We start from the raw sequence: 24775 nt of genomic DNA, 5'->3' as shown, positions 1-24775 counted from the left end.
TTAATGTGAGCTTTGTTTTTGTGTGGAGGGCGCGCCAGGGGAGGGCGCTCACCTTTACGTTAACGTAAGCTTGCGTTGCGGCGCTGTCAATCGTAGTTTACGTATACGTCAACCTACAAAAAAGACAACAGGGGTCGTTATGGATCAACCGAACCAAAGCTACAGCCGTGGCTCCCAGGACAAGACCTTGCTGGCCATGACCATTGGCCAAGCCTTTGACCGAACCGTCGCGCAATTCCCCGAGGGCGAGGCCTTGGTAGTGCGTCATCAACAGCGCCGCTACACCTGGCGGCAACTGGCCAAAACGGTGGATTTGCACGCCCGTGCGTTTCTCGCCCTGGGCATGCAGGCCGGCGATCGGCTGGGCATCTGGGCCCCCAACTGCGCCGAGTGGTGCATCAGCCAGATCGCCAGCGCCAAGCTCGGCGTGATTCTGGTGAACATCAACCCGGCCTACCGCAGCAGTGAACTGGACTACGTGCTCAAGCAATCCGGCTGTCAGTGGCTGGTGTGCGCCGGGTCGTTCAAGACCTCCGATTACCACGCGATGCTGCAGGAACTGAAGCCTGACTTGCGTGGCATGATCAGCCTCGACCCCAGCCCACCCACAGGATTCATGCCCTGGTCGCAGCTATCGGCCCTCGGCGCAGGTATCCCGCCTGAACAGCTGCACAGCCGCCAGGGCAGCCTGCATTTCGACCAACCCGTGAACATCCAGTACACCTCTGGCACCACCGGTTTTCCCAAGGGCGCCACGCTCAGTCACCACAACATCCTCAATAACGGCTACATGGTCGGTGAAAGCCTGGGCCTTACGGCGCAAGACCGCCTGGTGATCCCGGTGCCGTTGTACCACTGCTTCGGCATGGTCATGGGCAACCTGGGTTGCATCACCCATGGCACCACCATGATCTATCCCAATGACGGTTTCGATCCGCTGTTGACCCTCAGTTCGGTAGCCGAAGAACGCGCCACCGGCCTGTACGGCGTGCCCACCATGTTCATCGCCATGCTCGATCACCCGCGCCTCGGCGAGTTCGACCTGTCCACCCTGCGCACCGGCATCATGGCCGGCGCCACATGCCCCATCGAAGTGATGCGCCGGGTGATCAACGAGATGCACATGAGCGAGGTGCAGATTGCCTACGGCATGACGGAAACCAGCCCGGTGTCCTTGCAAACCGGGGCGGACGACGACCTGGAACGCCGTGTCACTACCGTCGGGCGCACCCAGCCGCAGTTGGAAAACAAGATCATCGACACCGACGGCAACACCGTTGCACGCGGTGAGATCGGTGAACTCTGCACTCGCGGCTACAGCGTGATGCTCGGCTACTGGAACAACCCTGACGCCACCCGCGACGCCATCGACGACGCCGGCTGGATGCACACCGGCGACCTGGCGAGCATGGACGCTCACGGCTACGTATGCATCGCCGGGCGCAACAAGGACATGATCATCCGTGGCGGCGAGAACGTGTACCCGCGTGAGCTGGAGGAATTTTTCTTCACCCACCCGGCAGTGGCGGATGTGCAGGTGATCGGCATTCCGGACGAGCGCTACGGTGAAGCCATTGTCGCCTGGATCAAGTTCCATCCCGGCCATGTGGCCAATGAGCTTGAACTGCAAACCTGGTGCAAGGGCCGCATCGCGCATTTCAAGACGCCCAAGCACTTCAAGTTCGTGGAGGAGTTTCCGATGACGGTCACCGGCAAGATCCAGAAATTCCGCATGCGTGAGATTTCGATCCAGGAGTTGAAGGAAGGGCAGGCGTAAATCCCAGGAAGCACAAAGGGGACCCGAGGGTCCCCTTTAATTTGTCGTTGCGTGCTCTTTTTTTATTATTGAGGGGCGGCCTATTGTTGTTTTTGGCAACCGTTACCCTTTACCGCTGTTTTTGGCGACCCCCATCCGGGGTCAAGAGCAAACGTATTTTTTTGAGCGCTGATCTGCTTCTTCGTTAACGATCCAACCAGTGGGTAGCTACCTGAGGTAGTTTTATTTTTCTCTAACCGGTTGCGGGTTTCGGCACGCCGTACCCTGCGAAGCACATCTTCTCCAAAAAAATCTGTTAGCTGCGTCTCTGCCGTGTTGTTTTTGTTATGTCAGAGTCGTTTCGTCTTATTTTTATTAGGTTTGGCGCTTTTTATTCTTGTTATGCCATAGAGATAGCAGAAGCCGTGCCAACTTTTAAAAATCCTTTAAAATCAATAGTTTGATATTTGTGTAGGATTCGGCCTGCAGAAAATACGACAAAATATGTTCCCGTGTTACTCGATGTGTAGGCGTGCGGTAACACATTGTCACGGCTAAGCGACTCAACCGGCGTTACGCGCCTTGGCTACGCGTGACCCTGTCGGCCGGCCCAGCACCTTGCTGATTTGCTGGCCCGCGCCAATCAATGCCTCCAGGTCGATACCCGTCTCGATACCCAGGCCTTTGAGCAGGTACAGCACATCTTCAGTGGCGACGTTACCGCTAGCGCCCTTGGCGTAAGGGCAGCCGCCGAGGCCCGCGATAGAGCTGTCAAACACCGTGATTCCTTCCAGCAGGCTGGCGTAGATGTTTGCGATGGCCTGGCCATAGGTGTCATGGAAGTGCCCGGCCAATTTCTCCCGAGGCACCTGCGCGCCGACCACCTCGAACAGGCGCCGCGTGGCGCCTGCCGTGCCGGTGCCGATGGTGTCACCGAGGGACACCTCGTAGCAGCCCATGGCGTACAACTCCCGCGCGACTGTTGCCACTTGTTCCGGCGCGATCTGACCTTCGTACGGGCAACCCAACACGCACGACACATACCCCCGCACGCTGATACCGTGCTGCTTGGCCGCCGCCATGATCGGTGCGAAGCGCTCGAGGCTTTCGCTGATGGAGCAGTTGATGTTGCGCTGGGAAAACGCCTCGGACGCGGCCGCAAACACCGCCACTTCCTTCACGCCAGCCGCCAGCGCGTCCTCAAAGCCACGCAGGTTCGGCGCCAACGCGCCATAGGTCACACCGGGTGTGCGCTGGATCTGCGCGAACACCTCGGCGGAACCGGCCATCTGCGGCACCCACTTGGGTGATACAAAACTGCCGACTTCGATATAGCTCAAGCCCGCCGCGCTGAGGGCGTCCACCAACCTGACTTTGTCCGCCACGCTGATGGGCTGGGCTTCGTTCTGCAAACCGTCGCGCGGGCCGACTTCCACCAGGCGCACGTGTGAGGGGAGGGACATGGCAGTTACCTTCTGATCAATGGCCAACCTGGCGCAGGGTGTGGGCCAGGGCCTGGGTGCAGCGCTCTTCGGCGGTGTCCAGTTCCAGCTTCATCTGTTCGATATCCAGCAGTTGCTGTTCCAACTGCTCACGGCGCTCGGCGATTTTTGCCAGCATGCTGTTGAGTTGCACGTGGTTGCCGCTGGTGGGGTCGTAGAGTTCGATGAGTTCGCGGCATTCGGCCAGGGAGAAACCGATACGCTTGCCCCGCAAGATCAGCTTGAGGCTCACCTTGTCCCGCGCCGAGTAGATGCGCTCCTGGCCCCGACGCTCCGGGGCCAGCAGGCCTTGTTCTTCATAGAAGCGAATGGCACGGGTGGTGATGTCGAGCTCGCGGGCGAGGTCGGAGATGCTGTAGGTGGTGCTCATGGTTGTGCCCGAGAAGATGTCTTGGGCACTAAGCTAATGGCTGGTTGACGTTAACGTCAAGGGAGGCGTGCTGATTGGGGCGGCTTCGCCACCCAGCGCGGGCAAGCCCGCTCACCACAGGTCAAGCCTGCTTGCCATCCAGTTTCTTCTCATGGGCCGTCACTTGCTGGCACAACTCGATCATCTGCTCGCGCATCCAGCGATTCGCCGGGTCCTGGTCGGTGCTTTCGTGCCAGTACAGGTGGGTTTCCACCGGCGGCACGTCGTTGACCGGCAGGTTGAACCAATGCAATTCGTGGCGGCGGGCGAAGCGCTCGGGCACGGTCATGACCATGTCGGTCTGCTGCAAAACCTGCGACGCCATCAAATAATGCTGGGAACGCAGGGCGATCTTGCGCTGCAGGCCCATCTTGCCCAGCGCCAGGTCCACATGGCCCAGGCCGTTACGGCGGCTGGAGATATGGATGTGCGTCAGCCCCAGGTAATCATCCAGAGTCAGCTTGTCCTTGCCCGCCAGCGGATGGCCCTTGCGCATAGCGCACACGTAGCGGTCTTCCATCAGCTTGACGTGGCGCACTTGTGGGTCGGTGTTGAGCGGCGCGTCCACGGCAAAGTCCAGGCGCCCGGCGGCCAGTTCCTTGGTGGTTTCGCGGCGTTTGGACAGGAAACTTTCGATCACCACCGTGGGCGCCAGGCGGCGCAGGCGCTGGAACAGCAGCGGCAGGATCACCGCTTCGGTGAGGTCGGTCATGCTGATGCGGTAAGTCTTGGCGGCCTGTTGCGGGTTGAAAATGCGGCTTTCCTGTACCGACACCCGCAGCAACGACAACGCATTGCGCACAGGCCCGATAATGTTCTGCGCCATGGGCGTGGGCACCATGCCTTGAGCGGTGCGCACGAACAACGGGTCGTTGAATGTCTCGCGCAAGCGTGCCAGAGCGTTGGACACCGCCGGCTGGGTGATGCCGACAATCTGCCCGGCGCGGGTCAGGTTGGCTTCGGTGTAGATCGCGTCAAAGACGATAAACAAGTTGAGGTCGACCTTGCTCAGATTCATTTCGTAGCGCTCTTATTGTTAGGTGGCCATACGTCGATCATATATCGGTGATGAATGTTAATACACGCCGAGAATAGGCTAGGTAAATTATCAACGCTGTTCTAGCATCGATTGCATGACCTAAACAACCTCTCAGAGAAGGGAGCTGCTCATGGATTTCGCCTATTCGCCCAAGGTTCAGGAACTGCGTGAACGCGTCACTGCGTTCATGGACGCTTACGTTTACCCGGCCGAGCCGGTGTTCGAACGCCAGGTCAGCGAAGGCGACCGCTGGCAGCCCACCGCAATCATGGAAGAGCTGAAGGCCAAGGCTAAAGCCGAAGGCCTGTGGAACCTGTTCCTGCCGGAATCCGAGCTGGGCGCCGGTCTGACCAACCTTGAATACGCGCCGCTGGCTGAAATCATGGGCCGTTCGCTGTTGGGCCCGGAGCCGTTCAACTGCTCCGCCCCCGATACCGGCAACATGGAAGTGCTGGTGCGCTACGCCAACGAAGAACAGAAACAACGCTGGTTGCAGCCACTGCTGCGCGGCGAGATCCGCTCCGCGTTCGCCATGACCGAGCCAGATGTGGCGTCCTCGGATGCCACCAACATGGCCGCCCGCGCCGAGCGCCAGGGCGACGAGTGGGTGATCAATGGCAAGAAATGGTGGACCTCCGGCGCCTGCGACCCGCGCTGCAAGATCCTGATCTTCATGGGCCTTAGCAACCCGGACGCACCACGCCACCAGCAGCACTCGATGATCCTGGTGCCGGTGGACACCCCCGGCGTGAAGATCGTGCGCCCACTGCCGGTGTTCGGCTATGACGATGCGCCCCACGGGCATGCCGAAGTGCTGTTCGACAATGTGCGCGTACCGTATGAAAACGTGTTGCTGGGTGAGGGTCGTGGCTTTGAAATCGCCCAAGGGCGCCTTGGCCCTGGCCGTATCCACCACTGCATGCGCTCTGTCGGCATGGCCGAGCGCGCGCTGGAATTGATGTGCAAACGTTCCGTCAGCCGGACTGCATTCGGTAAGCCGTTGGCGCGGCTGGGCGGCAATATTGACAAGATCGCTGACTCGCGCATGGAAATCGACATGGCGCGCCTGCTGACCTTGAAGGCGGCGTACATGATGGACACCGTGGGTAACAAAGTCGCGAAAAGCGAAATCGCCCAGATCAAAGTGGTCGCGCCGAATGTGGCCTTGAAGGTGATCGACCGCGCGATCCAGATTCATGGCGGTGCAGGTGTTTCCAACGACTTCCCGCTGGCCTACATGTACGCCATGCAACGTACCTTGCGCCTGGCCGATGGCCCGGATGAAGTGCACCGGGCGGCGATCGGTAAGTTCGAGATTGGCAAGTATGTGCCTAAAGAGCTGATGCGCAGCGGGCAATAAACAGCAATAGGCGGGGAGGTTGGGTATTCAATACACCCAAACCTCCACCCGCCGATTCTTGATCCGCCCTTCATCCGCCGTATTCGCCGCCACCGGCATCTGCGCGCCAAACCCGCGGATATCGCGCAATACCACACTGTTCTTGACCAGTTCCCGGCGCACCGCCATTGCCCGCAACTTTGACAGCAACGCTGCCCGCTGCGGGTCGTTCTTGGCATCGCCAAAGCCCACCAGCGTCACCTGCTTATCCAGCTTGTTGTGGCTTTTGAGGTACGCCACCACCCGCTGCAAATCCTGGCGGGCCTTGTTGTCCAGGCTCGCGCTGCCTTCCTCGAAACGAAAATTCACCGTCAGGCGCTGGGCATCCCGCGCAATCGCTTGATAGTCCGCAGGCATCGACGTACGTGGCTCCACGGCTATCGCCTGCACCTGCTGGGCGATGAAGCCATTGGCGGCCACGATTGCCTGGCCTTTGCTGCTCTGGCTGAAGTCCACCAACGCCTTGGCCCAGGGATTGCGACTCGATGGCGGCCAGTAAAAGAACAGCCGACGTGACAGTGGATAATCCTCGGTCGCAATCAGGCTGTTCAACGGCAACATGGGTTGCGAGTCGCCATCCACAATTGCCACCGCCTTGGCCTGGCGGACGTAGGGCAGGCCAATAAAGCCAATGCCTTGGGGATCCTGGCTGACCGCGTCGGACAATTGCTCGCTGGACTCGAAACGCTTGGCGCCTGGCGCGAGCGGTTTGCCACGCAGGCGCAGTACCAGTTCCTTGAAGGTGTCGTAGGTGCCGGATTGGTCATCCCGCGCATACAGATGAATCGGCCCGCCGACGCCACCCAGCGCCTCCCAGGTTGCGACCTCGCCATTGAAGATCTGCGCCAGTTGCTCGGTATTCAGGGTGTTCAGCGGGTTTAGCGGGTGGAGGATGATGGCCAGGCCATCGATGGCGATCACCTGTTCGGCTTCAGGGCTTTTCAGGTCGCCCAAGGGCTCGAGGTCAACCAGTTCGCTGTCTTTAATCGGGCGCGATGAAGCCGCCAAGTCCGCGGTGGATTTTTTTAGCGCCGTGAAGCCGGTACTTGATCCGTGAGCGGCGACTTCGATGATCACCGTCTTGCCTTGGCGCGTCTTGCCGATCACGCGCTGTTCATTGGCACCCTCGGCCGGTTCGCTGTGCACCGCCTGCAACCCCTGATGCTCCATCAAGCCCTTGACCAATGCCGGGCCAAGCGCTGCGCCAATGGTATTGGAGCCTTGGATGCGCAAGGCAGGACCTTGATCAGGAACGGGGAGGGGAGCGGCCACAGCGACGAGGGGAAACAGCACCAGCAGGAACAGAACGCGCAGCCTCATGCCGGCACCTTCTCAAGCCAAAGGGAGTGCCGCGAGAATAAGTCAGGCAGGTTGCATAAATATGACGGGGCCGAGGGTTCGACCCCGTCAGGGGGATCAGCTCAGTTCAAGCCAGATCGGCGCATGGTCCGACGGCTTTTCCAGGCCGCGCAACTCGTAGTCCACCCCGGCATCCTTGACCCGCGACAGCAGGCCATTGGAGGCCAGGATCACGTCGATGCGCAGGCCGCGCTTGGGTTCGTCCTCAAAGCCACGGCTGCGGTAGTCGAACCAGCTGAAGCGGTCTGCAACCTCCGGGTTGAGGTGACGGAAGCTGTCCACCAGGCCCCAATTTTTCAGGCGGGCCATCCACTCGCGCTCTTCCGGCAGGAAGCTGCACTTGCCGGTCTTGAGCCAGCGCTTGGCGTTGTCGGCACCGATGCCGATATCGATGTCTTCCGGGGAAATGTTGATGTCGCCCATCACCACCAGCGCCTGGTCATTGCTGAACTGGCTCTCCAGCAACTGTTGCAGATCTTCGTAGAAACGCTGCTTGGCCGGGAACTTGGTAGGGTGGTCGCGGCTTTCCCCCTGTGGGAAGTAACCGTTCATGATGGTGACCGGTTGGCCGTTCTCATCGGCGAAGGTGCCCCAGATAAACCGGCGCTGGGCGTCTTCTTCGTCGCTGGCGAAGCCTTTGTGCAGGCTCAACGCCGGCTGGCGCGAGAGCAGGGCCACACCGTAGTGACCTTTTTGGCCGTGGTAGTACACGTGATAGCCAAGGGCCTGTACCTCGGCGAGTGGGAACTGGTCATCGTGGACCTTGGTTTCCTGCAGGCCGATCACGTCAGGCTGGTGCTTTTCAATCAGCGCCGCCAGCTGATGGGGGCGGGCGCGCAGCCCGTTGATATTGAAGGAGACGATTTTCATGGTCGGCAGTCCAGTCCTGGCAAAAGGGCGATGCTAGCGGACAAGTCGGACGGGGGCCAGCGTGGCGGTAGGGCAGTTGCACTGCTAATGTCTGGGAACGACTGGTGCTGTGTAGGTTCGTACCCATAAGAACGTGGCCTTTTGAGCCGCGCCCAGGGAGATTGACGGTATGCCGGACACTTCAACTGCAACTGCTGAAATTCGCCTGCTCAACAGCGGCTATTCCCGCGAAGCCCGTTCCTTGCTGTACCAGGCTTATCGGCATGAGCCGACGTTCGCCTACATCTTCGAAGCCGAGCGTCCTGGCTATGAACAGCGGGTACGCGCCACTGTGCGTGAGCTGGTCAAGCAGCACTTCTTTCAGAAACTGCCGGCCATTGGTCTGTTCGTCAACGACCGGCTGATCGGCATCGCTTTGATCGCGCCACCGCAGCGGCGCCTGGGGATTACCGAAAGCTGGGCCTGGCAGCTGCGCATGTGGTTGAGCACGGGCGTGCGCGGTACGCGACGTTACCTCGACTACCATCACGCCGTGCTGGCGTGCCTGCCCAGTGAGTCGGTGCATGTGCTGCCGTTGCTGGGCATTCACCCGCAATTCCAGGGCAAACACTACGGCGAGCAGTTGCTGGAGGCCGTGCACAACTGGTGCGCCGAAGACCCGCATTCGTCTGGCGTGGTGCTGGACACGGGCAACTCACGTTATCTGGAGTTCTATAAGCGTCAGGGCTATGAGGAAATCGGTGAAGTCGCTGTAGGACCTGTCCTGGAGCATGTGTTTTTTCACCCCAATCCCCAGTCGTTACATGCTGCAACGGCTTAGTACAGAATTATTCAGACATTTCCGAGTTCAAAGAGGCTCCCCAGGTCGTGTAGCATCCGCGCCTATGAAGTTTCCAGGAAGATTTACCAGCGGCTTGATTCTGCTGTTCACAAGCTGCGGCGCCTTGGCGCAAAGCGAACTGGACGTGCGGATCAAACCCTCAAACGACGCGTTGAAAGCCAACATCGAAGGCTATATCGGCGGGGTGGGCGATCGTGATGAAGAAGCCTTGCTGCGGTTCAGCCGTGGCGCCGAGGAGCAGGCACGCAAAGCCGCCCAGGCCCTAGGCTTCTATCAACCACAGATCGAGAGTGACGTGAAGGGCGGCAAGAACCCGCGCCTGATCCTCACCATCGACCCCGGCGAACCGGTGCATTTGCGTAACGTGACCATTCGGGTCGACGGCCAGGCCGCCGACCTCAAAGCCTTTCGCGTGCCCGTCAGCAACGACCTCAAATCCGGCGCCGTGCTCAATCACGGCCATTACGAAGACGCCAAGCGTCTGATCCAGAACCAGGCCTCACGCTACGGTTTTTTCAGTGGGCGCTTCACCAGCCAGAAACTCGCGGTAGACCCGCAAGCTGGCGTCGCCGATATCGAACTCATCTACGACAGCGGCCCGCGCTACACCCTTGGCAAAGTCAGCTTTGCTGGCGATACGCCATTTGACGAAGACCTGCTGCAACGCATGGTGCCGTTCAAAAGTGGCACGCCCTATGACTCCGAACTGATCGCCGAACTCAACCAGAACCTGCAAGGCAGTGGTTTCTTCGAAGGTGTGCGCGTGGACGCTGCTCCCGCCGCCTCAACCAATGACATCATCCCGGTGGCCGTGCGCCTGGAAACCCGCAAGCCGCGCACCATGGGGCTTGGCCTGGGTTTTTCCACCGACGTCGGCCCGCGCGGCAAAGCCAACTGGACCCGGCACTGGGTCAACCCCCAGGGCCACAGTTATGGCTGGGAAGCCGAGCTGTCGGCGCCCCGGCAGAACGTCGGCCTGTGGTACGACATCCCGCTCGACCCACCGCTCACCGATAAGCTGCGTTTTGCGGGTGGCTACCAGAACGAAGAAATCGCCAACACTGATACGGTCAGTAAATTGCTGACCCTCGGCCCTGAATGGCACAGCAAGTTGCCCAGCGGCTGGACCCGGGTGATTTCGCTCAAGTACCAGCGCGAAGAATACCGTCTGGGCAATGACTCCGGCCTGAGTAACCTGGTGATGCCGGGCGTCAGCTATTCCTACCTGCGCAGCGACAACCGCATCGACCCGCACAACGGCTACCGCCTGCAATTCGACACCAAGGTCGCCAAAGAAGGCCTGGGGTCCGATACCAACCTGCTTTATGGCACGGCCATGGTCAAAGGCCTGACCACCTTGTGGGACAACCACCGCTTCCTCGCCCGCGCCCAGGTGGGCGGCAGTGCCACCAACGGTTACAAATCGGTGCCGCCGTCGCTGCGCTTCTTTGCCGGTGGTGACCAGAGTGTGCGGGGCTACGAGTACCAGACGCTATCGCCCGAGAACGACCGCGGTGATCGCATTGGTGGCCGTTACATGGTGGCCCTGAGCGCTGAATATCAATATTCCATCGCCGAGAAATGGCGGGTCGCAACTTTTATCGATCAGGGCAACTCATTCAATACCCTGGAAATGCCCAGCCTCAAAACCGGCGTCGGTGTGGGTCTCCGCTGGGTTTCGCCGGTCGGCCCTATCCGCCTCGACCTGGCCCATGCCCTCGAAGATCCGGGCGGCATTCGATTGCACTTTTCCATGGGGCCTGAGCTGTGATGCGTGGTGTGAAAATAGCGGGGCTGGCCGTGGTGGCCATCCTTGCCGTGCTGTTGTTGGCAGTGTGGACGGTGCTCGGCACCCAGGCGGGCAGCCGCTGGGCGTTGGGCCGTGTACCGGGTTTGACGGTAGAAAATTTCCAAGGGCATCTGGGTGGCCAATGGAGCGCCGACCATTTGTTGTGGCAGCAGGACAGCAGCCGCGTCGAACTCAAGGCCCCCACCTTTGATTGGTCGCCGGCGTGCCTGTTGCGCATGACGCTGTGCATCAATCAACTGGATGTGGAACAGGTCCGCCTGCAATTTCCACCGAGCACCGAAGAAAGCAGCGGTCCGATCCAACTGCCGGATTTGAAACTGCCGCTAGCCATCCAGCTGGGCGACGTTCGCGTTGGCAGCCTTCTGTTTAATGGCAGCGAAGAACTCAAGGGGCTTCAACTCGCGGCGCATTGGACGGCGGCCGGCATGCAGATCGACTCGGTACACCTGCAACGGGATGACCTGGTGCTGGACCTCGCCGGCCTGCTGCAACCCACCGGCGACTGGCCATTGAGCGTCACCGGTAACCTGAGCCTGCCCTACGCACCGGGCGGCGCAGCGTGGAAGGTGGCGCTCAAGGTTGAAGGCGACCTGCTCAAGACCCTCAAGCTCGACGCCGACAGCAGCGGTTACCTGCCTGCCAAGCTCACGGGCGAACTGCAACCGCTGGCGGACAACCTTCCAGCCCAGGTGCACATCACCGCCGACGGTTTCAAACCCAGCGCCGACCTGCCCGACACCCTGCAACTCAATCAACTCGACCTCACCGCCAAAGGCGACTTGAGCCGCGGCTACCAACTGTTGGGCAAGGCCGTTCTGCCAGCGGAAAAAGGCCCGGTGGACTTGCTGCTGCAAGGCCGGGTCGACGCCAAGGGCGCGCAGATCGCCGGTCTGGACCTGAATGCCGGTGACAAACAGAGCCTCAAGCTGACGGCCCAAGTGGATTGGCAACAGGGCTTCAGCGCCGACGCCAAGATCGACTGGCTGGACTTCCCCTGGCACCGCCTCTACCCGGTGATCGACGAGCCGCAAGTAGCGCTTCGTACTTTCAATGGTGAGATTTCCTACAAGGACGGCAACTACCTGGGCAACCTCAAGGCCGACCTCGACGGCCCGGCGGGCAAGTTCAATGTGGTCACGCCGTTCAGTGGCGACCTCAAGCAAATTTTCCTGCCCGAGCTGAAACTCACCGCTGGCCAAGGCAAGGCCGAAGGCCACCTGAACCTGCAATTTGCCGACGGCATTGCCTGGGACACCGCGCTCGACCTGTCGGCGCTGAATCCGGCTTACTGGGTCGCAGAACTGCCGGGCACCCTGGCCGGGCCGCTACGCAGCAAGGGCGAGTTCAAGCACGAGCAACTCAAGCTGAACGCCGACCTCGACCTCAAGGGTCGCCTGCGCGGGCAAACCGCTGTGTTGGCGGCCAAGGCGGTAGGCGCGGGCGAGCAGTGGACGCTGGCCAACCTGGATATCCGCCTGGGTGACAACCGCATCAACGGCAGCGGCAGCCTGCAACAGCGCCTGGCCGGGCAGATTGATATCAAGCTGGCACGCCTGGCCCAGCTCTGGCCGCAATTGCGCGGGCAGGTCAACGGTCGACTCGACGTGGCCGGCAGCCTCAACGCCCCCCAGGGCAAGCTTGCTCTCAAGGGCCAGCAACTGGCATTTGCCGATAACCGCCTGCAAAACCTCACCCTCGACGCCAACCTCGACAGTGCCCAGCGCGCCAAGATCGACCTGAAAGGCAGCGGCATCCAATCCGGCGACACCCAAGTCGGCACCCTGACCGCCAGCGCCCAGGGCGATATCAAGAACCAGAAGGTCCAACTGGACCTGGCCGGGCCGCTGGTCAAGCTCGCCCTGGCGTTGGACGGCAACCTCGACAAAGGCAACTGGCGCGGGCGCCTGGCCAGTGGCGATGTCCAAGCCGGTGGCCAGGACTGGAAGCTGCAAGCCCCGGCGAAAATCGAACGCATGGCCGATGGCAAGCTGACATTTGCCGCGCACTGCTGGGTGTCCGGCCCGGCGAGCCTGTGCGGCGAAGACCAGCGCCTGATGCCCGAACCGAAGCTGCGTTACCACCTCAAGCAATTCCCCATCGACAGCCTGGCGGCGTTCCTGCCCAAGGATTTCGCCTGGCAGGGCAAGCTCAACGCCGACTTGCAACTGGACCTGCCCGACAGCGGCCCTAAAGGCGTGGTCGCGGTGGATGCCAGTGGCGGCACTTTGCGCGTGAAGGACAAGGACCAATGGCTGGACTTCCCCTACGACACGCTCAAGTTGGAAACCACCCTCAATCCCAAGCGTATCGACACGCAGCTGAATTTCCGTGGCGGCAAGCTTGGCGAATTGATGGTGCAGGCGCAGATCAACCCGTTGCCGAAGAACAAGCCGATCACCGGCAACTTCAGCCTGGTCGGCCTCGATCTCGCCGTGGCGCGGCCGTTTGTGCCGATGGTGGAAACCCTCAACGGCAAGCTCAATGGCAATGGGCGTATCTCCGGTGGCCTGTTGGCGCCCCAGGTCAACGGCAACGTGAACCTGGTGGGCGGCGAGATTTCCGGTCCGGAGCTGCCCATCAGCCTGGAAGGCCTGAACGTGCAGGCGCTGATTGCCGGTGAAAGCGTGCAGCTCAACGGTGGCTGGCGCAGTGGCAAGGCCGGGCAGGGCAGCCTCAAGGGCCAGATCGACTGGGGCCAGGCGCTGGTGGTGGACCTCAGCCTGCAAGGCTCGCAACTGCCGGTCACGGTGGAACCCTACGCCGTGCTGGAAGTGGCGCCCGACCTGAAAATCAGCCTGAAGAACGACAAGCTGGCCATCGCTGGCAAAGTGCACATCCCACGCGGCGATATCACCGTACGCGAACTGCCGCCGTCCACCGTCAAGGTCTCGGATGACACGGTGATCATCGGCAGCCAGACCGAAGAGGGCAAGCCGCCGATGGCGATGGCGATGGACATCGACGTAGTGGTGGGTGAAGACAAGCTCAACTTCTCAGGCTTCGGCCTCACCGCCAAGGTGCAGGGCCAGGTGCATATCGGCGACAACATGGACACCCGTGGCGAGCTGTGGCTCAACGATGGGCGTTACCGTGCCTACGGCCAGAAGCTGGACGTTCGTCGTGCGCGGTTGCTGTTTGCCGGGCCGTTGGACCAGCCGTACCTGGATATTGAAGCGATCCGCAAGACCGACGATGTGATCGCCGGTATCCGCCTGAGCGGCAGCGCCGAACAGCCCACCACGCAAATCTTCTCGGAGCCGGCCATGAGCCAGGAACAGGCGCTGTCCTATCTGGTGCTGGGGCGTCCGCTAAGCACGACCGGTGAAGATAACAACATGCTGGCCCAGGCCGCATTGGGCTTGGGTTTGATGGGCAGCGCCGGGGTGACGTCGGACCTGGCGAAGAACCTGGGGATCCAGGACTTTGAGCTCGACACCCAGGGCAGCGGCAACAACACCGCCGTGGTGGCCAGCGGCAAGATCACCGAGAAACTCAGCCTGCGGTATGGGGTGGGGGTGTTCGAACCGGCCAGTACGATCGCCTTGCGCTACTTGTTGAGCAAGAAGGTGTATCTGGAAGTGGCCAGTGGTGTGGCCAGTTCCCTGGATATCTTCTACAAACGCGATTTCTAAACCTTACTCGGTGAAAAATGTGGGAGCGGGCTTGCTCCCACATTTGCTTGCATTCAAAACCGCTTATCGCGCAATTACCAAGCAAGCTAATAATTCCATTTGACATTCGCTGCCTAAGCAGTAACATCTTGTCATACATTCACTGCCTAGGCAGTAATAAGGTGACTTTCGATGCCCCACTTCACCCCTGACAGTTTTCGCAACTGCCATCTTGGCCTGCTTCTAGGCCGGGCGGCGCTGCTCAAGGACCGCATTATCGACACCCATATGGAGCCGCACGGTGTAACCGCCGCGCAGTTCAAGGTGTTGATCATTATTGCCCAGTTCGACGTCGACACCCCGGCGGAGCTGTGCCGCAACCTGTCCTTGGACAGCGGCTCCATGACCCGCATGCTCGACCGCCTGGAACAGAAGGGCCTGCTGGCACGCCAGCGTTCCGAGCAGGACCGGCGCCAGGTGCGGCTGGTGCTCACCGAAGACGGCCAGCGTCTGGCGGACATGCTGCCGCACATCGGCGCGCAGTCGATGAACGAACTGGCCGGCGCCCTGGAGCCTGGCGAGTTGCAGACCCTGGAACGCATCCTCAAGAAAATTCTGGTAGCTGCCGGTGACGCCATCGTCATCCAGCGGGTAGGTAATGAATGAACAGACGCGCACTTAGCCTGGTGCTGGTGGCCATGAGCATGGCCGGTTGCGCCAACTACAGCGGCCTCGATACCCAAGGCACACGGCTCGACGCTGGCACCCTGCAAACCGGCAAGACGTTGAGCGGCGTGACCCTGTCGAGCGCGGCCTGGCCCAGCGCCGACTGGTGGAAAAGCCTCGGCGACCCACAGCTCGACGGCCTGATCCAGGAAGCCCTGCAAAACAGCCCCGACATGCAAGTCGCCAGCGCCCGTGCCCACCAGGCCGAAGCCGCTGCCTATGCCGCCAACGCCGAGCGCATGCCGACCCTGGATGCCAGCGCCGGTGTGACACGCTCGCGCCTGGCCAAAGACCAGGACCCACGGGGCGAAGGCGATGCCTACTCCACCGTGCGCAACATCGGCGCCAGCTTCAACTACAACTTCGACCTCTGGGGTGGCCAGCGGGCCGCCTGGGAAGCGGCGTTGGGCGAGGCGCGTGCCGCCCAGGTCGATCAACAGGCCGCGCGCCTGACCCTGGCCGCCAACGTGGCCAAGGCCTACAGCGACCTGGGCCAGGCCCATATCGTGCGGGACTTGGCCAACGACGACCTCAAGCGCACCCGGCAGATGCTCGACCTGGGCCAGCGCCGCCTGAACTCGGGCATCGACAGCCACTACCAGTACCAGCAGACCGAAAGCCTGGAAGCCAGCTCGCAGTCGCAACTGATCGACGCGGAAAAACAGCTGCAAAGCGCCAAGATCGCCCTGGCGGTGTTGCTCGGTAAAGGCCCGGACCGTGGCAGTGAACTCGCTCGGCCCAACGTGCTGAAACCCAGCGCTGTTGCCGTGCCATCGGTGCTGCCCGCCGAGCTGCTGGGCCGTCGCCCAGACCTGATCGCTGCGCGCTGGCGCGTCGAAGCGGCCGGCAAGAATATCGACGCGAGCAAGACCCGCTTCTACCCCAACCTCAACCTGAGCGCGAGCGCCGGGGCCGAGTCGTTGCTGGGGGATGCGATGTTCGGTTCGGCCAGCCGCTTCTTCAACATTGCGCCGACGATCTCGCTGCCGATCTTTGACGGCGGCCGCCTGCGCGCCGACCTCGATGCCCGCGACGCCGACTACGACCTGGCAGTGGCGCAGTACAACAAGACCCTGGTGCAAGCCCTGGGCGATATTGGCAACACCCTTTCACAACTGCGCGACACCGGCCGGCAGATCCAGGCCCAGCAACATGCCGCGGACATTGCCCAGCAGTCCTACGACACCGGTGTGCAGCGCTACAGCTCCGGCATCGGCAACTACTTGGATGTGCTCAGCATCGAGCAGCAATTGCTGCAGGCCCAGCGTCAGCTGGCGACGCTGAATGCCGCGCATATCGATCTGTCGATTCAATTGATGCAGGCCCTGGGTGGCGGATACGACGCCAGGAACATGGCCGCGACCACCCCCGCCCGCTCGGAATAATTTGAGGTATTTGTCATGGCCACTGCCGAAAACACTAACGCAACTGAACAACCCCAGGACAACAACCCCCGCAAACGCAAAGTGATGCTGATCGGCCTGGCGCTGATCGTCATCCTGGCGGTGGTAGGCGTGTGGGGCTGGTACGAACTTTACGGCCGCTTCAACGAGAGCACCGACGACGCCTACGTGAATGGCAACGTGGTGGAGATCACCCCGCTGGTCACCGGCACTGTGGTCAGCATCGGCGCCGATGATGGCGACCTGGTCCACGAAAGCCAGGTGCTGGTCAACTTCGACCCGAACGACGCCGCCGTCGGCCTGCAAAGTGCCCAGGCCAACCTGGCCCGCACCGTGCGCCAGGTGCGCGGCCTGTACAGCAACGTCGACGGTATGAAAGCCCAGGTCAACGCACAAAAAGCCGATGTGCAAACCGCCCAGGACAACTTCAACCGCCGTAAAACCCTGGCCCAGGGCGGGGCGATTTCCCAGGAAGAACTGTCCCACGCCCGTGACAGCCTGACCGCCGCTAAAAACGCGCTGACCAACCTTGAGCAGCAACTGAAAACCACCAACGCATTGGTGGATGACACCGTGATCTCGTCCCATCCGGACGTGCAGGCCGCCGCCGCGCAATTGCGTCAGGCCTACCTGACCAATGCGCGCAGCACCTTGATTGCACCGGTCACCGGCTACGTGGCCAAGCGCACCGTGCAACTGGGCCAGCGTGTGCAACCGGGCACCGCGTTGATGGCGGTGATCCCGCTGAACCAGCTGTGGATCGACGCCAACTTCAAGGAAACCCAGCTGCGCGACATGCGTATCGGCCAGCCAGTAGACATCGAGTCGGACATCTACGGCAGCGACGTGAAATTCAGCGGCACCATCGACAGTCTCGGTGCGGGCACGGGCAGCGCATTTGCCCTGTTGCCGGCGCAGAACGCCACCGGTAACTGGATCAAGATCGTGCAACGGGTGCCGGTGCGCATCCATATCAACGCCGATGAGTTGGCCAAGCACCCGCTGCGCGTGGGCTTGAGCACCCTGGTCAACGTCGATTTGCACGACCAGAGCGGCCCGGTCCTGGCGCAACAGGCGCCGCAGAAAGCTTCGTTCACCACCAACGTGTATGACCGCCAACTGGCTGAAGCCGACGCCATGATCACCCAGTTGATCCATGACAACAGCCTCGCCTCGCCCAAGGCTGTGCAACGCTGATGAGCAATAACGCCTCCTTCACGCCACCCAGCCTGTTGATGGCCACTATTGGCCTGTCGCTGGCGACCTTTATGCAGGTGCTCGACACCACTATCGCCAACGTGGCGTTGCCGACCATTTCCGGCAACCTGGGCGTGAGTTCGGAGCAGGGCACCTGGGTCATCACCTCGTTCGCGGTGAGCAATGCGATTGCCTTGCCACTGACCGGCTGGCTGAGCCGCCGCTTTGGCGAGGTGAAGCTGTTCCTGTGGGCGACCATCCTGTTTGTGCTGGCTTCGTTCCTCTGCGGTATTTCCACCTCGATGCCCGAGCTGATCGGCTTTCGGGTGCTGCAAGGCTTAGTCGCCGGGCCGTTGTACCCGATGACCCAGACCCTGCTGATCGCGGTCTATCCCCCGGCGAGGCGCGGCATGGCCCTGGCGTTGCTTGCGATGGTTACGGTGGTGGCGCCGATTGCCGGGCCGATCCTCGGCGGCTGGATCACCGACAGCTACAGCTGGCCGTGGATCTTCTTCATCAACGTACCGATCGGCATCTTTGCGGTGATGGTGGTGCGTTCCCAGCTGAAGAAACGCCCCGTGGTCACCAGCCATCAACCGATGGACTACGTGGGGCTGTTGAGCCTCATCGTCGGCGTCGGCGCCTTGCAGATCATCCTCGACAAGGGCAATGACCTGGACTGGTTCGAATCCAACTTCATCATCATCGGTGCGGCGATTTCGGTGATTGCCCTGGCGGTGTTCATCATCTGGGAACTCACCGACAAACACCCGGTGGTCAACCTGAAGCTGTTCGCCTACCGTAACTTCCGCATCGGCACCATTGTGCTGATCCTGGGTTACGCAGGCTTCTTCGGTATCAACCTGATCCTGCCGCAATGGCTGCAGACCCAGATGGGCTACACCGCCACTTGGGCTGGCTTGGCGGTAGCGCCGATCGGGATTCTGCCGGTGTTGATGTCGCCGTTCGTGGGCAAGTACGCGCACAAGTTCGACCTGCGCCTGCTGGCGGGCCTGGCGTTCCTGGCAATTGGCCTGAGTTGCTTCATGCGCGCCGGCTTCACCAATGAAGTGGACTTCCAGCACATCGCCCTGGTGCAGTTGTTCATGGGCATCGGCGTGGCGCTGTTCTTCATGCCGACCCTGAGCATCCTGATGTCCGACCTGCCGCCGCACCAGATTGCCGATGGCGCTGGCCTGGCCACCTTCCTGCGGACGTTGGGCGGTAGTTTTGCGGCGTCGCTGACTACTTGGATCTGGATCCGTCGGGCGGACCAGCACCATGCGTACATGAGCGAAAACATGACCACCTACGACTCCGCCACCCGCGATGCCTTGCAGGCACTGGGCGGGGCGGGGCACAAGGCGTATGCGCAGTTGGATCAGATTCTCACCAGCCAGGCGTACATGATGTCCACCGTGGACTACTTCACGTTGCTGGGGTGGATGTTCATGGGGTTGATGTTGCTGGTGTGGTTGGCGAAGCCGCCGTTTACCGCGAAGGCGGGGCCGGCAGCTTCCGGCCACTAACTGGGAGGTTGACCCTGCTTTTTTGTGGTGAGCGGGCTTGCCCCGCGCGAGGCAAGCTCGCTCACCACAAAAGAGCGAGCCGGAACGCGGTGTATCAGGCTCCGGGTAGCGCCAACTGCGGGTTTACAAAATCAAACGCCGCCAACTGAAACCCTTGCTCATCCAACTGCAATGCCCACCCTTGCTTGTCCCAATCCCCCAGCACAATGCGCTTGGCCGCCTGGTCACCAATCTGCAACTTATGAATGGCGGGGCGGTGGGTGTGGCCGTGGACCAGGGTGCGCACGCCGAACTGCTGCATCACCCGTGGCACTTCCTCGGGGGTGACATCAACAATATCGTTGGCCTTCATGCGCGTTTGCGCCCGGCTTTCGCTGCGCAGCTTGCGCGCCAACTTGTGGCGGGTGCTCAACGGAAGGTGGCGCAGGATAAACAACACAATGGGGTTGCGCAGGATGCGCCGCAGCTTCATATAGCCGACGTCGCGGGTACAGAGGCTGTCGCCGTGCATCAACAGCACGGGCTCGCCATGGAGCTGCACGACACTCGGGTCCTTGAGCAAGGTGGCACCTGCGGCTTTGCAGAACGCCTTGCCGATCAGGAAATCGCGGTTGCCGTGCATGATGAAAATCGGGGTGCCGCTGTCGCTCAGCTCGCGCAGAGCCTCGCAGATGGAGCGCTGGAAGGGCGTCATCCCATCGTCGCCAATCCAGGCTTCAAAGAAGTCCCCCAGAATGTACAACGCCTGGGCGCCTCGGGCGCGGGTGTGGAGCAGATCCAGAAACGCCCGGGTAATATCCGGGCGCTCCTCTTCCAGATGCAAATCTGAAATCAGCAATATCACCCAACGATCTCGGCTTTCTCGACGATAACGTCTTCTACCGGAACGTCCTGGTGACCGGCTTTACCGGTGGTCTGCACGCCTTTGATCTTGTCAACGACGTCCTGGCCTTCGGTCACTTTACCGAATACCGCGTAACCCCAACCCTGCACGTTCTTGCCGCTGTGGTTCAGGAAGGCGTTGTCGGCGACGTTGATGAAGAACTGCGCGGAGGCCGAATGCGGCTCCATGGTACGGGCCATGGCGACGGTGTACTTGTCGTTGGAAAGGCCGTTGTCCGCTTCGTTCTGGATGCTTGGGCGCTTGTCTTTCTTTTCTTTCATGCCAGGCTCGAAACCGCCGCCCTGGACCATGAAGTTGCCGATGACACGGTGGAAAACGGTGTTTTCGTAGTGGCCGGCGTTCACGTACTCGATGAAGTTGGCGACGGTGATCGGCGCTTTCTCGGCGTTCAGTTCGATGACGATGTCACCGTGGTTGGTGGTCAGTTTGACTTGAGTCATGTTCACTACTCTTTTCAGGGAATTCGTGGGTTTGGGTGCCTGGGCACCACAACCGGTATGGCTAAACTGCGGCCAAGGCGCGCAGTTTAGCGTGCCCTGCAGGAATTTCGAGGTGGTTTTTTACCGCCGATGCAATAAATGCAGCAGTTTTTGGCCTCGCTCTGTCAGGTACTTGACAGCATCGGCTATGATATCGCCTTTGTTTTGTCGGCCTAGCCCGGCCACGTACTTGTCTGTTCAAGGATCCTATGAGCAAGCCCACTGTCGACCCTACCTCGAATTCCAAGGCCGGACCTGCCGTCCCGGTCAATTTCCTGCGCCCGATCATCCAGGCGGACCTGGATTCGGGCAAGCACACGCAGATCGTCACCCGCTTCCCGCCAGAGCCCAACGGCTACCTGCACATCGGTCACGCCAAGTCGATCTGTGTGAACTTCGGCCTGGCCCAGGAATTCGGTGGCGTCACGCACCTGCGTTTCGACGACACCAACCCGGCCAAGGAAGACCAGGAATACATCGACGCCATCGAAAGCGACATCAAGTGGCTGGGCTTCGAATGGTCCGGCGAAGTGCGCTATGCCTCCAAATACTTCGACCAGCTGTTCGACTGGGCCGTCGAACTGATCAAGGCCGGCAAGGCCTATGTCGACGACCTGAGCCCGGAACAGGCCAAGGAATACCGTGGCACCCTGACCGAGCCGGGCAAGAACAGCCCGTTCCGCGACCGTTCGGTGGAAGAGAACCTGGACTGGTTCGCCCGCATGCGCGCCGGTGAGTTCCCGGACGGTGCCCGCGTGCTGCGCGCCAAGATCGACATGGCCTCGCCGAACATGAACCTGCGCGACCCGATCATGTACCGCATCCGCCACGCCCATCACCACCAGACCGGTGACAAGTGGTGCATTTACCCGAACTACGACTTCACCCACGGTCAGTCGGACGCCATCGAAGGCATCACGCACTCCATCTGCACCCTGGAGTTCGAAAGCCATCGCCCGCTGTACGAATGGTTCCTGGACAGCCTGCCGGTACCGGCGCACCCGCGCCAGTATGAGTTCAGCCGCCTGAACCTGAACTACACCATCACCAGCAAGCGCAAGCTCAAGCAACTGGTTGACGAGAAGCACGTCCACGGTTGGGATGACCCGCGCATGTCCACGCTGTCGGGCTTCCGTCGCCGTGGCTACACGCCGGCGTCGATCCGCAACTTCTGCGACATGGTCGGCACCAACCGTTCCGACGGCGTGGTCGATTTCGGCATGCTCGAATTCAGCATCCGCCAGGACCTCGACGCCAACGCCCCGCGCGCCATGTGCGTGCTGCGTCCGTTGAAAGTCGTGATCACCAACTACCCGGAAGATCAGGTCGACAACCTTGAGTTGCCGCGTCATCCGCAAAAAGAAGAACTCGGCGTGCGCAAGCTGCCGTTCGCCCGTGAAATCTACATCGACCGCGATGACTTCATGGAAGAGCCGCCAAAAGGCTACAAGCGCCTGGAGCCCAATGGCGAAGTGCGCCTGCGCGGCAGCTACGTGATCCGTGCCGATGAAGCAATCAAGGACGCCGATGGCAACATCGTCGAACTGCGTTGCTCGTACGATCCGGACACCCTGGGCAAGAACCCTGAAGGCCGTAAGGTCAAGGGCGTGATCCACTGGGTGCCAGCGGCGGCCAGCATTGAGTGCGAAGTGCGCCTGTACGATCGCCTGTTCCGCTCGCCGAACCCGGAAAAGGCCGAAGACAGCGCCAGCTTCCTGGACAACATCAACCCTGACTCCCTGCAAGTACTCACTGGTTGTCGTGCCGAGCCATCGCTTGGCGACGCACAGCCGGAAGACCGTTTCCAGTTCGAGCGCGAAGGTTACTTCTGCGCGGATATCAAGGACTCGAAACCAGGTCGCCCGGTATTCAACCGTACCGTGACCTTGCGTGATTCGTGGGGCCAGTGATTCTCTAAGGAAGCCGTTGTGCTAACGATCTACAACACACTCAGCAAGACCAAAGAAGTCTTCAAGCCGCTGGATGGCAACAAGGTGCGCATGTACGTGTGCGGCATGACCGTGTACGACTATTGCCACATCGGCCACGGCCGCAGCATGGTTGCCTTCGACCTGGTGACCCGCTGGTTGCGTTTCAGCGGCTATGACTTGACCTACGTGCGCAACATCACCGACATCGACGACAAGATCATCAACCGCGCCAACGAAAACGGCGAGTCGTTCGACGCGCTGACCGAGCGCATGATCGCCGCGATGCACGAGGACGAGGCCCGCCTCAACATCCTCAAGCCGGACATGGAGCCGCGTGCCACGGACCACATCCCTGGCATGCACGCGATGATCCAGACCCTGATCGACAAGGGTTACGCCTACGCCCCAGGCAATGGCGACGTGTACTACCGCGTCGCCAAGTTCATGGGCTACGGCAAACTGTCGCGCAAGAAAATCGAAGACCTGCGCATTGGCGCACGCATTGAAGTCGACGAAGCCAAGCAGGATCCGCTCGACTTCGTGCTGTGGAAAGCCACCAAGCCCGGCGAGCCGAGCTGGGAGTCGCCATGGGGCGCCGGTCGTCCGGGCTGGCACATTGAGTGCTCGGTGATGTCCACCTGCTGCCTGGGCGAGACCTTCGACATTCATGGCGGCGGCAGCGACCTGGAGTTCCCGCACCACGAAAACGAAATCGCCCAGAGCGAAGCCGCCACCGGCAAGACCTACGCCAACGCCTGGATGCACTGCGGCATGATCCGCATCAATGGCGAGAAGATGTCCAAGTCCTTGAACAACTTCTTCACCATTCGCGACGTGCTGGAAAAGTACCATCCAGAGGTTGTGCGTTACCTGCTGGTGTCGAGCCACTACCGCAGCGCCATCAACTACTCGGAAGACAACCTCAAGGACGCGAAGGGCGCCCTGGAGCGGTTCTACCATGCGTTGAAAGGCCTGCCTTCGGTTGCCCCAGCGGGCGGCGAGGCCTTCGTGGCACGGTTTACCGAAGTCATGAATGACGACTTCGGCACACCGGAAGCCTGCGCGGTGCTGTTCGAGATGGTGCGCGAGATCAACCGTTTGCGTGAGAGCGATCTCGACGCGGCGTCGGGTCTGGCGGCGCGCTTGAAAGAGCTGGCCAGCGTGCTGGGCGTGTTGCAGATGGAAGCTGATGACTTCCTGCAAGCCGGCGCTGAAGGGCGTGTGGATGCGGCTGAAGTGGATGCGCTGATTCAGGCGCGTCTGACTGCTCGCGCTAACAAAGACTGGGCGGAATCCGACCGCATCCGCGACCAACTGACCGCCATGGGCGTGGTGTTGGAAGACGGGAAGGGTGGGACGACCTGGCGGTTGGCTGATCAGGTTTGATCGGTAAACGCTGAATGAAAACGCCCCGACTGGTTCGGGGCGTTTTTTTTGGACGCGGGCTTGGCCTCAATGCTTACTATCTACGTCATACCTGCTCTGAACAAACCCATTGTCCGACACGTAGGTTCCGACATGGCGCAGCTCATGCCCACTGCCAACCTGGCTGAACAGTGGAATACCTTGCCCCAGCAAAACCGGGATACGGGTAATGATCAGCTCATTGATCAGACCGGCTTCAAGAAACGCCTGGATTGTCTGCCCACCGTCGATATACAGATGTTTCATGCCTCGTTCGGCTAACGTCGCAACTAATGTGGTCACGTCTCCCGCCATGACCTCAACCTTGCCTTCCAGATGCGCCGGGATTTCCAGTTGCTGGTGAGACAGGACAATGACCGGCGTACCCTCATAGGGCCACTCGGGAAAGGACAGGACTTTCTCCAGGGTTTTGCGACCCATTACCAGTGCATCGACCGTGGCGATGAAGCTTTCATAGGTCACACCCTTCAACTCGGCGGTTTCATACGCGGGTTGGTGCAACCATTCGATATCACCGTCCGAGCGGGCAATGAAACCGTCGACGCTGGCAGCGATAAAGACTGAGCATTTGATATCCATCGCGAA

19 protein-coding genes are annotated in these 24775 nt (G+C 60.9%); 11 read left to right on the top strand and 8 right to left on the bottom strand.

The features are described 5' to 3' along the window. The first annotated feature begins 139 nt into the window (after positions 1-139). Positions 140-1777 carry an AMP-binding protein gene (locus tag H096_RS32020; protein ID WP_033903229.1) on the top strand — a complete coding sequence of 546 codons (1638 nt, stop codon included), beginning with the start codon at positions 140-142 and terminating at the stop codon, positions 1775-1777. 542 nt (positions 1778-2319) lie between these two features. Here the strand turns inward: H096_RS32020 and H096_RS32015 are convergent. The 3 genes from H096_RS32015 to H096_RS32005 all read right to left on the bottom strand — a co-directional run bounded on the left by H096_RS32015 (position 2320) and on the right by H096_RS32005 (position 4685). Then, on the bottom strand, positions 2320-3219 hold the full coding sequence (locus H096_RS32015; protein ID WP_033903228.1) for a hydroxymethylglutaryl-CoA lyase: 900 nt from the start codon (positions 3217-3219) through the stop codon (positions 2320-2322). 16 nt (positions 3220-3235) lie between these two features. Next, the gene (locus H096_RS32010) at positions 3236-3628 is read right to left on the bottom strand and encodes a MerR family DNA-binding transcriptional regulator (protein WP_016977418.1); all 393 of its coding nucleotides are present in this window, start codon (positions 3626-3628) and stop codon (positions 3236-3238) included. 121 nt (positions 3629-3749) lie between these two features. Beyond that, positions 3750-4685 (bottom strand): LysR family transcriptional regulator, encoded by a 936-nt coding sequence (locus tag H096_RS32005; RefSeq protein WP_016974062.1) that lies wholly within the window; start codon positions 4683-4685, stop codon positions 3750-3752. A gap of 151 nt (positions 4686-4836) precedes the next feature. Here H096_RS32005 and H096_RS32000 point away from each other — a divergent pair, with 151 nt between their 5' ends. Further along, entirely contained in the window at positions 4837-6066 is a 1230-nt protein-coding gene (locus tag H096_RS32000) for an acyl-CoA dehydrogenase (protein ID WP_033903227.1), read from the top strand. Between the two features lie 27 nt (positions 6067-6093). On the opposite strand, the gene H096_RS31995 is transcribed toward H096_RS32000, so the two are convergent. After that, entirely contained in the window at positions 6094-7425 is a 1332-nt protein-coding gene (locus H096_RS31995) for a phosphate ABC transporter substrate-binding/OmpA family protein (protein WP_033903226.1), read from the bottom strand. Positions 7426-7521: 96 nt separating this feature from the next. Next, positions 7522-8334, bottom strand: coding sequence for an exodeoxyribonuclease III (gene xthA / locus H096_RS31990; protein ID WP_016977422.1), 813 nt, complete (start codon positions 8332-8334; stop codon positions 7522-7524). Positions 8335-8503: 169 nt separating this feature from the next. Between xthA and H096_RS31985 the strand changes: the two genes are divergently transcribed. From H096_RS31985 to H096_RS31955, 7 genes are all read left to right on the top strand, one after another. Next, complete coding sequence (locus H096_RS31985; protein WP_016977423.1) at positions 8504-9154, top strand: GNAT family N-acetyltransferase; 651 nt, start codon at positions 8504-8506, stop codon at positions 9152-9154. A gap of 64 nt (positions 9155-9218) precedes the next feature. Beyond that, positions 9219-10946, top strand: coding sequence for an autotransporter assembly complex family protein (locus H096_RS31980; RefSeq protein WP_033903224.1), 1728 nt, complete (start codon positions 9219-9221; stop codon positions 10944-10946). After that, positions 10946-14617: a translocation/assembly module TamB domain-containing protein gene (locus H096_RS31975; protein ID WP_033903223.1), complete on the top strand. Its 3672-nt coding sequence runs from the start codon at positions 10946-10948 to the stop codon at positions 14615-14617. The genes H096_RS31980 and H096_RS31975 overlap by 1 nt, the downstream gene beginning before the upstream one ends. Before the next feature lie 171 nt (positions 14618-14788). After that, the gene (locus H096_RS31970; protein ID WP_033903222.1) at positions 14789-15262 is read left to right on the top strand and encodes a MarR family transcriptional regulator; all 474 of its coding nucleotides are present in this window, start codon (positions 14789-14791) and stop codon (positions 15260-15262) included. Beyond that, positions 15259-16707 carry an efflux transporter outer membrane subunit gene (locus H096_RS31965; protein ID WP_033903221.1) on the top strand — a complete coding sequence of 483 codons (1449 nt, stop codon included), beginning with the start codon at positions 15259-15261 and terminating at the stop codon, positions 16705-16707. The genes H096_RS31970 and H096_RS31965 overlap by 4 nt, the downstream gene beginning before the upstream one ends. A 15-nt stretch (positions 16708-16722) precedes the next feature. Continuing rightward, complete coding sequence (locus H096_RS31960) at positions 16723-17922, top strand: efflux RND transporter periplasmic adaptor subunit (protein ID WP_033903220.1); 1200 nt, start codon at positions 16723-16725, stop codon at positions 17920-17922. Further along, the gene (locus tag H096_RS31955; RefSeq protein WP_033903219.1) at positions 17922-19451 is read left to right on the top strand and encodes a DHA2 family efflux MFS transporter permease subunit; all 1530 of its coding nucleotides are present in this window, start codon (positions 17922-17924) and stop codon (positions 19449-19451) included. Before H096_RS31960 ends, H096_RS31955 begins: the two co-directional genes overlap by 1 nt. A 94-nt stretch (positions 19452-19545) precedes the next feature. Here H096_RS31955 and lpxH read toward each other — a convergent pair whose 3' ends face one another. Together lpxH and H096_RS31945 are read right to left on the bottom strand one after the other, a co-directional pair. Then, a complete protein-coding gene (gene lpxH, locus H096_RS31950) occupies positions 19546-20295 on the bottom strand; it encodes a UDP-2,3-diacylglucosamine diphosphatase (protein ID WP_033903218.1) in 750 nt (249 codons plus the stop codon). After that, positions 20292-20795 (bottom strand): peptidylprolyl isomerase, encoded by a 504-nt coding sequence (locus H096_RS31945; protein ID WP_016977438.1) that lies wholly within the window; start codon positions 20793-20795, stop codon positions 20292-20294. The genes lpxH and H096_RS31945 overlap by 4 nt, the downstream gene beginning before the upstream one ends. Positions 20796-21043: 248 nt before the next feature. Here H096_RS31945 and H096_RS31940 point away from each other — a divergent pair, with 248 nt between their 5' ends. Next, a complete protein-coding gene (locus H096_RS31940; RefSeq protein ID WP_033903217.1) occupies positions 21044-22744 on the top strand; it encodes a glutamine--tRNA ligase/YqeY domain fusion protein in 1701 nt (566 codons plus the stop codon). Positions 22745-22762: 18 nt separating this feature from the next. Next, positions 22763-24151, top strand: a complete 1389-nt coding sequence (gene cysS, locus H096_RS31935) for a cysteine--tRNA ligase (RefSeq protein ID WP_033903216.1) — start codon at positions 22763-22765, stop codon at positions 24149-24151. Between the two features lie 66 nt (positions 24152-24217). Here cysS and H096_RS31930 read toward each other — a convergent pair whose 3' ends face one another. Next, positions 24218-24769, bottom strand: a complete 552-nt coding sequence (locus H096_RS31930) for a dihydrofolate reductase family protein (protein WP_033903215.1) — start codon at positions 24767-24769, stop codon at positions 24218-24220. Positions 24770-24775 lie beyond the last annotated feature (6 nt).

Source organism: Pseudomonas sp. FH1 (assembly GCF_000510895.2).
Taxonomy (GTDB): Bacteria; Pseudomonadota; Gammaproteobacteria; order Pseudomonadales; family Pseudomonadaceae; genus Aquipseudomonas; species Aquipseudomonas azotoformans_A.
This window is presented reverse-complemented; position numbering and strand designations above follow the sequence as displayed.

Bases quoted from the DNA above. Each gene is read 5' to 3' on its own strand.
- H096_RS32015 (WP_033903228.1), bottom strand. From the start codon at position 3,219: ATGTCCCTCCCCTCACACGTGCGCCTGGTGGAAGTCGGCCCGCGCGAC.
- H096_RS32020 (WP_033903229.1), top strand. From the start codon at position 140: ATGGATCAACCGAACCAAAGCTACAGCCGTGGCTCCCAGGACAAGACC.
- xthA (WP_016977422.1), bottom strand. From the start codon at position 8,334: ATGAAAATCGTCTCCTTCAATATCAACGGGCTGCGCGCCCGCCCCCAT.
- H096_RS31945 (WP_016977438.1), bottom strand. From the start codon at position 20,795: ATGACTCAAGTCAAACTGACCACCAACCACGGTGACATCGTCATCGAA.
- H096_RS32010 (WP_016977418.1), bottom strand. From the start codon at position 3,628: ATGAGCACCACCTACAGCATCTCCGACCTCGCCCGCGAGCTCGACATC.
- H096_RS31980 (WP_033903224.1), top strand. From the start codon at position 9,219: ATGAAGTTTCCAGGAAGATTTACCAGCGGCTTGATTCTGCTGTTCACA.
- H096_RS31995 (WP_033903226.1), bottom strand. From the start codon at position 7,425: ATGAGGCTGCGCGTTCTGTTCCTGCTGGTGCTGTTTCCCCTCGTCGCT.
- H096_RS31975 (WP_033903223.1), top strand. From the start codon at position 10,946: ATGCGTGGTGTGAAAATAGCGGGGCTGGCCGTGGTGGCCATCCTTGCC.
- H096_RS32005 (WP_016974062.1), bottom strand. From the start codon at position 4,685: ATGAATCTGAGCAAGGTCGACCTCAACTTGTTTATCGTCTTTGACGCG.
- H096_RS31955 (WP_033903219.1), top strand. From the start codon at position 17,922: ATGAGCAATAACGCCTCCTTCACGCCACCCAGCCTGTTGATGGCCACT.
- H096_RS31940 (WP_033903217.1), top strand. From the start codon at position 21,044: ATGAGCAAGCCCACTGTCGACCCTACCTCGAATTCCAAGGCCGGACCT.
- H096_RS31985 (WP_016977423.1), top strand. From the start codon at position 8,504: ATGCCGGACACTTCAACTGCAACTGCTGAAATTCGCCTGCTCAACAGC.
- H096_RS31965 (WP_033903221.1), top strand. From the start codon at position 15,259: ATGAACAGACGCGCACTTAGCCTGGTGCTGGTGGCCATGAGCATGGCC.
- H096_RS31960 (WP_033903220.1), top strand. From the start codon at position 16,723: ATGGCCACTGCCGAAAACACTAACGCAACTGAACAACCCCAGGACAAC.
- H096_RS31930 (WP_033903215.1), bottom strand. From the start codon at position 24,769: ATGGATATCAAATGCTCAGTCTTTATCGCTGCCAGCGTCGACGGTTTC.
- H096_RS31970 (WP_033903222.1), top strand. From the start codon at position 14,789: ATGCCCCACTTCACCCCTGACAGTTTTCGCAACTGCCATCTTGGCCTG.
- H096_RS32000 (WP_033903227.1), top strand. From the start codon at position 4,837: ATGGATTTCGCCTATTCGCCCAAGGTTCAGGAACTGCGTGAACGCGTC.